We start from the raw sequence: 9682 nt of genomic DNA, 5'->3' as shown, positions 1-9682 counted from the left end.
TGGGAGAGTAGGACGCCGCCGAACAATTCTTCCAAAAAGGTCGGATCCTGAACTTCGGTTCGGGGTCCGACCTTTTTACCGTTTACTTAACGTGTCGTTCATGTTGCGCGCCGAACATCCAGCACATGGGAACTGCTGCAATGCTCAGGGCCGCGGGTGTGGGAGTCGGTGACGAGGTCGTCGTACCGGCCTTCGGGAACGTCGAAGTCGCCGAGGCCGTGACCCTGGCCGGCGCGCTGCCGGTGTTCGCCGACATAGACCCGTTGACGTACTGCATCGATCCCGGTGCCGTGGAGGCGGCCGTAACGTCGCGTACGGCGGCGGTCGTTGCCGTGCATCGCTTCGGACGGCGGGCCGACATCGGGCGGTTGCACGCGCTGGGGCAGCGGCAGGGCCTGCTCATGCTGGAGCAGGGGGAGTCCGAGGCGCCGCACGACGAGATAGCGCAGCGTCGGCAGCGGGCCGCCTACCTGGACGCCAAGCTCAAGGGCGTGCGGACACCGGACGGGGGCGACGGGCACACGTATCAGCAGTACGTGGTGCGGGTGCCGGGCAACGGCCGACCGGACCGGGACGCCTTCGCACGGGCCCTGCGGGCCAAGGGAGTTGAGTGCCGGGTGCCGGTGAAGACTCCCGTGCACCGGCTGCCTGAGTTCCGGCGGTGCGTGTCGCTGCCCGAGACCGAGCTGGCGGCCGATGAGACGCTGGCGCTGCCCGTCGATGCCGCGCTCACCAAGAGAGAGATGCAGCGCATCGTTTCGGCGTGCAACGCGCTCGGCGGACTGCTCCAGCCCGCCTTCTGAACGGCTCCCGAACGAATTTGGGAACCCAGGGCGGTTCGGGGTACAGTTTCTTTGTCGCCGCGGGGGAAACCTCGAAAACGACAGGCCCCTATAGCTCAGTCGGCAGAGCGTCTCCATGGTAAGGAGAAGGTCAACGGTTCGATTCCGTTTGGGGGCTCCAGTAAAGAAGGGCTCCACCCTCTCGGGTGGGGCCCTTTTTCATGCCCTCAAGGCCTCGCAGCCTCAAGGCCTCATGCGTCCTGGTGGATTCCCGGGACCCGCATCGCCAGAATGGCCATGTCGTCCGACGGAGCGTCGGACGCGAAGCGCTCCACGGCGCGCATGATGCGGGCCGCGACCGCTCCGGCCGTCAGTCCAGTGCACGTGGTGAGGACGTCGGCGAGGCCGTCGTCGCCCAGCATGCGCGAGCCCTCACGGCGTTCGGTGACGCCGTCCGTGACGCAGAGCAGGACGTCGCCCGGATCGAGGGTGACGGTCTCCTCGTACAGTTCCAGGTCCTCGATGACGCCGAGCAGCGGCTGGGGTTCGGCTGCCGCGACGACCGTGCCGTCCTGGCGCAGGCGCAGCGGGAGCGGGTGGCCGGCGCAGACCACCTTCAGCTCCGCGCTGCCGTCCTCCTGAAGACGCATCTCGCCGTAGAGGAGGGTCAGGAAGCGGCTGCGGTCCCCCTCGTCGAGGATGGCCGAGTTCAGGCGCTCCAGGACCGCGGGGCCGGAGAGGCCTTCGCGCGCGAGCAGGCGCAGGGCGTGCCGGGCGAGGCCGGTGACCGCCGCGGCGTTGGGGCCCGTGCCGCAGACGTCGCCGATGGCGAAGCCGTAGGCGCCGTTGCCGATCGGGAAGAGGTCGTAGAAGTCACCGCCGACCTCGTTGCCCTCCCCGGCCGCGCGGTAGATGACCTCCACCTCGACGCCGTCGATGTGCGGGGTGCCGGGCGGCAGGAGGCTGCGCTGGAGGGCCTGGCTGATGGCCGTGCGCTCCGAGTACAGGCGGGCGTTGTCCAGGGCGAGTGCGGCCCGGCGGGACAGGTCCTCGGCCAGTTCCAGGATTTCCTGGCGGAAGTGTTCGTCGGTGGGCTTGCCGAGGACGAGCATGCCGATGACGCGGTTGCGGGCGACGAGCGGCAGGACGACCGTCTCGCCGCCGACCGCGGAGGCGGTGGACAGGGTCGGGCCGATGCTCGACGAGATCCGGTGGGCGGGGCCGCCGGACAGGCCGAGCGTGCGCATGGAGGTGCGCAGGGCCGCCTGGTGGGCCACCTCGGCGGGGACTGTCCACACGCGGGCGCCGGGGGTCGGCACCGGGTCGGGCGGGGCGATCTTCGAGAGCAACGACTTGATGCCGTCGATGAGTTCCTCGTCCTCGTGCAGGACGTAGGACAGATACGGGTCCGATGCCTGGTCGGCGATCGTGTAGACGGCGCACCAGGTGGCCAGGGTCGGGACCGTCATCTGGGCCATGAGGGCCAGCGTCTGGTCGCGGTCGAGCGTGCCGGCCAGCAGGTCGGAGGCCTCGACGAGGAAGCTGAGGGAGCCGCGGCGCAGGCGTTCCAGTTCGCCGAGGCGGGCCGACTCGACGGCCAGGGCGATGCGGTCGGCGGCGAACTGGAGGCGCAGCGCCTCCTCGTTGGAGTATCTGCCGGAGGCCTCGGCGGCGACGCCGAGGGAGCCGGTGAGGCGGCCCTCGACCTTCAGCGGGACCGTGACGACCGAGCGCATGCCGGTGCCGGACAGGAGGGGGACGGCGCCGGGTACGGCCGTCAGGTCGTCGTGGACGGCGGGCATGCGCGCGGAGCCGTACCGCCCGGGGCCGGCCTCGACGGGCACGCGCGCGAAGCGCTGGCGGGCGGAGGGCAGGCCGGTGGAGGCGCGGACCTCCAGTTCGGTCTCGTCGTCGGTGGCGAGCAGCAGGAAGGCGGAGTCGCCGTCGAGCATGTCACGCGCGCGTTCCACCGTGCGCTGGAGCAGGCCGTCGAGGTCGTCCGGGGCGGGGGAGCCGATGAACACCTCGAAGGGGTCGGTGTTCGGGCCGTCGGATGGCTGATTCTGGTCGCTTGCCGGGACGCGCAGCGGTGTCTGGAGCACGGCGCGCTCGTGGTCCCGTACCAGGAGGCAGACGGTGGAGGGCTCGCCGCCGGTGTCGCGGACGCGGAGGTGTGAGGCGTAGACCGGGGCCACGCGGCCGTCGGCGCCGCGGATGCCGTAGCTGCCCTCCCAGCGGGAGAGCTGGAGGGCCTCGGCGACGCCTGTACTGGTGCCCGGGGTGTGCGGCCAGGCCGCGAGTTCGGTGAGGGGCCTGCCGATGACCTCGCTCGAGGCGTAGCCGAAGAGTTCCTCGGCGTCCTCGTTCCAGGCGGTCAGGGAGCCTTTTCGGTCGACTTGGAGGACGGCGACCCGGACCCGGCCGTCGGCCAGGGGCAGTAGTTCGGCGGGCAGGGACGGCCCGGCGGAGCGGGTGCCGACCGGGCGCTGGGGGAGATTGAGCTGGAACCAGACGTTCTTGTGGGTGGGGGTGTAGTCCACGCCCCAGCGGGCGGCGAGGGCCGCGCACAGCTGGAGGCCGCGCCCGCCCTCGCGGTCGGGGCTGCCCATCGTGGCGGCGGTGCTCTGGAGGGGGACCTCGCGCTCGGGGTAGCGGTCGGAGACCTCGATGCGCGCGCCGTCGTCGGTGCGCAGGCACAGGACGTCAGCGTGGGTGCCCGCGTGGACGACGGCGTTGGTCACCAGTTCGCTGGTGAGGACGACGGCGTCGTCGACGATGTCGGCGAAGCCCCAGCCCTGGAGCGTGTCGCGGACGAAGGACCGGGCGGTCGCGACAGACCGCCCGACGGGCTCGAAGGTGGCGGCCGCGCGCGCGGTGATCACAGAACTCCTCGGCCGGTTGTCGGCGTGCAGGGCAGCGTGGCCGGCCGGCTCGCTTCGCTGCTGGGGCAGCAGCTCGCCCGTCGGCTGTGGCTCCGGGGGCTGTCCCCCGGGGATGACTCCGGTGGTCATGGTCTGCGGCCGCCCCTCCGATGCCCCTCGTGCTCGTGCCACCGCCCAGGCCGGTCGGACCGGTGCGGCTGGACAGCCGGATGCAAGGTTACTTACCTTCGCCGTCCGTGCGGATGCCGGTCGCCGGTGTTTACCCCTCACGGTGTGCGGGCGATGTGCGAAGCTGCCGAACTGTTATGGCCTGGTTCGGCCCGGGTGAAACACTGGGCAAGCTTCTGGTGAAGGTCGGGTCGGGCTGCGTGTGTTCCGTGTACGGCGGGCAGCAGCCTCTGGTGCGGCCGGATCTCGTCTGGCAGAAATACGCAGCAGTAATGGGTACGCGGAAGTATCCGGTATGCCGGTGACCGGCAACCGGGGCCGAAGCGGCAGAGCACGGCAGTAGCGGTCTACCCCTCCGGGAGGGACACAGTGGAGTCTGGCGCGGCGACGCGTGGCACGAAGACGCGCGCGAAAGGCGGACCGTCCCTGGGCAGGAGCGGCGGCACCACCGCCGTGGACACGGCTGCCCTGAACCGGCTGCTGGCGGCTCTCGTCTCGATGCGTGACGGAAACTTCCGCAAGCGGCTCACCGTGTCCGGGGACGGCGTGATGTCGGAGATCGCCGCCGTCTTCAACGAGGTGGCCGACCGGAACATGCATCTGACCGGGGAGCTTTCCCGGGTACGGCGCATGGTGGGGCGTGAGGGAAAACTCACGGAGCGGCTGGAGACGGGGGCGTGCGAGGGCTCGTGGGCGACCGCCATCGACGCCTCCAACGCGCTGGTCGACGATCTCGTCTGGCCGGTGTCGGAGGTCAGCCGGGTGCTGACGGCGGTCGCCGAGGGTGATCTGTCGCCGCGGATGGAGCTGCGCACGCAGGCGCAGGACGAGGGTGCCGGGCATCCGCTGCGCGGCGAGTTCCTGAAGGTCGGGCGTACCGTCAACAACCTGGTGGACCAGTTGTCGACGTTCACCGACGAGGTCACGCGCGTGGCCAGCGAGGTCGGCACCGAGGGCAAGCTCGGCGGGCAGGCCCGGGTGCGCGGGATGTCGGGTTCGTGGAAGGACCTGACGGAGTCCGTCAACACGATGGCCGACCGGCTGACGGCGCAGGTGCGGGACATCGCGCTGGTGACCACGGCGGTGGCCAAGGGTGATCTGTCACGCAAGGTGACGGTCCATGTGGCCGGCGAGATGCTGGAGCTCAAGAACACCGTCAACACGATGGTGGACCAGCTGTCGGCCTTCTCCTCCGAGGTCACGCGCGTGGCCCGTGAGGTGGGCACGGAGGGCATCCTGGGCGGCCGGGCACAGGTGCCCGAGGTGGCCGGTGTGTGGAAGGAGCTGACCGACTCCGTCAATACGATGGCGGGCAACCTGACGGCGCAGGTGCGGGGGATCTCGCAGGTCACGACGGCTGTGGCCAACGGTGATCTGTCGCAGAAGGTGACGGTTCCGGCGCGCGGCGAGGTCGCCCAGCTGGCCGAGACGATCAACCAGATGACCGAGACGCTGCGCATCTTCGCGGACGAGGTCACGCGCGTGGCGAACGAGGTCGGCGCGGAGGGGCGGCTCGGCGGGCAGGCGAACGTGCCGGGCGCGGCCGGGACCTGGAAGGACCTGACCGACTCGGTCAACACGGTCTTCCGGAACCTGACGACCCAGGTGCGGGACATCGCCGCCGTGACGACCGCCGTGGCCAGCGGTGATCTGTCGCAGAAGGTCACGGTGGACGTGGCCGGCGAGATGCTGGAGCTGAAGAACACCGTCAACGGCATGGTGGACCAGCTGTCGGCATTCGGTGCCGAGGTGACCCGCGTCGCGCGGGAGATCGGTGTCGAGGGTGAACTGGGCGGTCAGGCACAGGTGCCCGGTGCCGCCGGTGCATGGAAGGACTTGACGGACTCCGTCAACACTGCATTCCGCAACCTCACCGGCCAGGTGCGCAACATCGCCCAGGTGACGACGGCCGTGGCGAACGGCGACCTCTCGCAGAAGGTCACCGTCGACGTCTCCGGCGAGATGCTCCAGCTGAAGAACACCGTGAACACGATGGTGGACCAGCTGTCGAGCTTCGCCGACCAGGTCACGCGGATGGCCAGGGACGTGGGCACGGAGGGCCGGCTGGGTGGTCAGGCCCGGGTGGACGGCGTGTCGGGCACGTGGAAGGAGCTGACGGACTCCGTCAACTTCATGGCCGGCAACCTGACGTCCCAGGTGCGCAACATCGCCCAGGTGACGACGGCGGTGGCGAACGGCGACCTGTCGCAGAAGATCGACGTCGACGCGCGCGGCGAGATCCTCGAGCTGAAGAACACGATCAACACGATGGTTGATCAACTGTCCGCCTTCGCCGACCAGGTGACCCGGGTCGCCCGGGACGTGGGTACCGAGGGGCGCCTCGGCGGCCAGGCGCAGGTGCCCGGTGTGGCCGGCGTGTGGCGGGACCTGACGGACTCCGTGAACGGCATGGCCGGCAACCTGACGGCCCAGGTGCGCAACATCGCGCAGGTCGCCACGGCGGTGGCCCGCGGTGACCTCTCCCAGAAGATCACCGTGGACGCGCGTGGGGAGATCCTGGAGCTGAAGAACACCCTGAACACGATGGTCGACCAGCTGTCGTCGTTCGCGGAGGAGGTCACGCGTGTGGCCCGTGAGGTGGGCACGGAGGGCATCCTCGGCGGTCAGGCCGAGGTGCAGGGTGTCTCCGGTACCTGGAAGGACCTCACGCAGTCCGTGAACTTCATGGCGAACAACCTGACGATCCAGGTGCGCAACATCGCCGAGGTCACGACGGGGGTGGCCAAGGGCGACCTGTCCAAGAAGATCACTGTTGACGCCAAGGGCGAGATTCTTGAGCTGGTCACGACGGTCAACACCATGGTTGATCAACTGTCCAGTTTCGCCGAGCAGGTGACCCGGGTGGCCCGTGAGGTGGGCACCGAGGGCATCCTGGGCGGCCAGGCGCATGTGCCGGGCGTCACCGGCATCTGGAAGGACCTGAGCAACAACGTCAACCTGATGGCCAACAACCTGACCATGCAGGTGCGCAACATCTCGCAGGTGTCCGCGGCCGTCGCCAACGGCGACCTGACGCGGCAGGTGACGATCGAGGCGCGCGGTGAGGTCGCGCAGCTCGCCGACACCATCAACACCATGGTGAAGACGCTGAGTTCGTTCGCCGACCAGGTCACCAAGGTGGCCCGTGAGGTGGGTACGGACGGCATCCTGGGCGGCCAGGCGCACGTCCCGGGTGTGGCCGGCACCTGGAAGGACCTCACCGAGTCCGTGAACCAGATGGCGTCCAACCTGACCGGTCAGGTGCGCAACATCGCCATGGTCACCACGGCCATCGCCAAGGGTGACCTGACCAAGAAGATCGACATTGACGCCCGCGGCGAGATCCTCGAGCTGAAGACGACGATCAACACGATGGTCGACCAGCTGTCCAGCTTCGCCGAGGAGGTCACGCGCGTGGCGCGTGAGGTGGGCACCGAGGGACAGCTCGGCGGCCAGGCACGCGTGCGTGACGTCGACGGCACCTGGCGGGACCTGACCGAGTCGGTGAACGAGATGGCCGGGAACCTGACCCGGCAGGTGCGCGCCATCGCGCGCGTGGCGACCGCGGTGACCCGCGGCGACCTGAACCTGAAGATCGACGTGGACGCGTCCGGCGAGATCCAGGAACTCCAGGACTACATCAACAAGATGATCGCCAACCTGCGCGACACCACGATCGCCAACAAGGAGCAGGACTGGCTCAAGGGCAACCTGGCCCGGATCTCCGCCCTCATGCAGGGCCGCCGCGACCTGGAGGACGTCGCGTCGCTGATCATGAGCGAGCTGACGCCGGTGGTGTCCGCGCAGCACGGCGCGTTCTTCCTGGCGATGCCGATGGTCGAGGGCAAGGCCGTGGGCAACGGCGAGGACAACTACGAGCTGCGGATGCTGGGTTCGTACGGCTACTCGATGGGCTCGATGCCGACGTCGTTCCGGCCCGGTGAGGCGCTGGTCGGCACGGCCGCCGAGGAGAAGCGCACCATCCTGGTGTCGGACGCGCCGAGCGGCTATCTGAAGATCTCCTCCGGGCTCGGCGAGGCCCCGCCCGCGCAGGTGATCGTGCTGCCGGTGCTGTTCGAGGGCAAGGTGCTCGGCATCATCGAGCTGGCCTCCTTCACGCCGTTCACGCAGATCCAGAAGGACTTCCTCAACCAGATCGCCGAGATGATCGCGACGAGCGTCAACACCATCTCGGTCAACACCAAGACCGAACAGCTGCTGAAGCAGTCGCAGGAGCTGACCGAGCAACTGCGGGAGCGGTCGGCCGAGTTGGAGAACCGGCAGAAGGCGCTGCAGGCCTCCAACGCCGAGCTGGAGGAGAAGGCCGAGCTGCTGGCCCGGCAGAACCGCGACATCGAGGTGAAGAACACCGAGATCGAGGAGGCCCGGCAGGTCCTGGAGGAGCGCGCCGAGCAGCTCGCGGTGTCGATGCGCTACAAGAGCGAGTTCCTCGCCAACATGTCGCACGAGCTGCGCACGCCGCTCAACTCGCTGTTGATCCTGGCCAAGTTGCTCGCCGACAACGCCGAGGGCAACCTCTCGCCGAAGCAGGTCGAGTTCGCCGAGACCATCCACGGTGCCGGTTCGGACCTGCTCCAGCTCATCAACGACATCCTCGACCTGTCGAAGGTCGAGGCGGGCAAGATGGACGTCTCCCCGACGCGTATCGCGCTCGTACAGCTCGTGGACTACGTGGAGGCCACTTTCCGCCCGCTGACCGCGGAGAAGGGCCTGGACCTGTCCGTACGGGTCTCCCCGGAGCTGCCCGCGACCCTGCACACCGACGAGCAGCGGCTGCTTCAGGTGCTGCGCAACCTGCTGTCGAACGCGGTGAAGTTCACCGACTCGGGTTCGGTGGAGCTGGTGATCCGGCCGGCCGGCGCGGATGTGCCGGTGGGCATCCGCGAGCAGTTGCTGGAGGCCGGTGCGCTGACCGATCCGGAGGCGCCGCTGATCGCGTTCTCGGTGACGGACACGGGGATCGGCATCGCGGCCAGCAAGATGCGGGTGATCTTCGAGGCGTTCAAGCAGGCGGACGGTACGACCAGCCGCAAGTACGGCGGCACCGGTCTGGGCCTGTCGATCTCGCGGGAGATCGCGCAGCTGCTCGGCGGTGAGATCCACGCACAGAGCGAGCCGGGCCGCGGCTCGACGTTCACCCTGTACCTCCCGCTGCACCCGAGCGAACTGCCGCCGCAGGGTTACCAGCAGTCCGTGCCCCCGCTGGGGGCGGGCGAGCTGCTGGCCTCGGAGGCAAAGTCGTCCTCGGAGCTGTCCGCGGTGGAGGTCGAGACGCCGGCCGAGGTGAAGTCGTACCGGGAGACGCAGAACGGCCCCGCGGCGCTCTTCCGGCGCCGGCGGCGTGCCGCCCTGCCGCAGGGCGAGCCGCGGGCGGAGCACTGGACGGTCCCCGAACCGGAGGGCACGCTGCACCCCGTGCGCGCGGTGCGGTTCGGCGGCGAGAAGGTGCTGATCGTCGACGACGACATCCGCAACGTGTTCGCCCTGACCAGCGTGCTGGAGCAGCACGGCCTCTCGGTGCTGTACGCCGAGAACGGCCGCGAGGGCATCGAGGTGCTGGAGCAGCACGATGACGTGGCGGTCGTGCTGATGGACATCATGATGCCGGAGATGGACGGGTATGCGACGACCACGGCGATCCGCAGGATGCCGCAGTTCGCCGGCCTGCCGATCATCGCGCTGACGGCGAAGGCCATGAAGGGCGACCGCGAGAAGGCGATCGAGTCGGGTGCCTCGGACTATGTGACCAAGCCGGTCGACCCGGACCACCTGCTGGCCGTGATGCAGCAGTGGATGGGCGCGCGGTGACGCGAGATCACGAGGTGGCGC

At 69.2% G+C, this 9682-nt stretch carries 3 protein-coding genes and 1 tRNA gene; 3 read left to right on the top strand and 1 reads right to left on the bottom strand.

The window, feature by feature from the left end:
- Positions 1-140: 140 nt before the first annotated feature.
- Together BIV23_RS25990 and BIV23_RS25985 are read left to right on the top strand one after the other, a co-directional pair.
- Complete coding sequence (locus tag BIV23_RS25990; RefSeq protein WP_071383388.1) at positions 141-803, top strand: DegT/DnrJ/EryC1/StrS family aminotransferase; 663 nt, start codon at positions 141-143, stop codon at positions 801-803.
- Positions 804-887: 84 nt separating this feature from the next.
- Positions 888-963 (top strand) — tRNA-Thr (locus BIV23_RS25985).
- Positions 964-1033: 70 nt separating this feature from the next.
- Here the strand turns inward: BIV23_RS25985 and BIV23_RS25980 are convergent.
- The gene (locus tag BIV23_RS25980; protein ID WP_071383387.1) at positions 1034-3793 is read right to left on the bottom strand and encodes a SpoIIE family protein phosphatase; all 2760 of its coding nucleotides are present in this window, start codon (positions 3791-3793) and stop codon (positions 1034-1036) included.
- Between the two features lie 408 nt (positions 3794-4201).
- Between BIV23_RS25980 and BIV23_RS25975 the strand changes: the two genes are divergently transcribed.
- Positions 4202-9661, top strand: a complete 5460-nt coding sequence (locus tag BIV23_RS25975) for a HAMP domain-containing protein (RefSeq protein WP_107471259.1) — start codon at positions 4202-4204, stop codon at positions 9659-9661.
- Positions 9662-9682 lie beyond the last annotated feature (21 nt).

The sequence above is a fragment of the Streptomyces monashensis genome (assembly GCF_001866665.1).
Taxonomy (GTDB): domain Bacteria; phylum Actinomycetota; class Actinomycetes; order Streptomycetales; family Streptomycetaceae; genus Streptomyces; species Streptomyces monashensis.
Note: the sequence above shows the minus strand (reverse complement) of the source record. Positions and strands in the feature narration are given on the sequence as shown.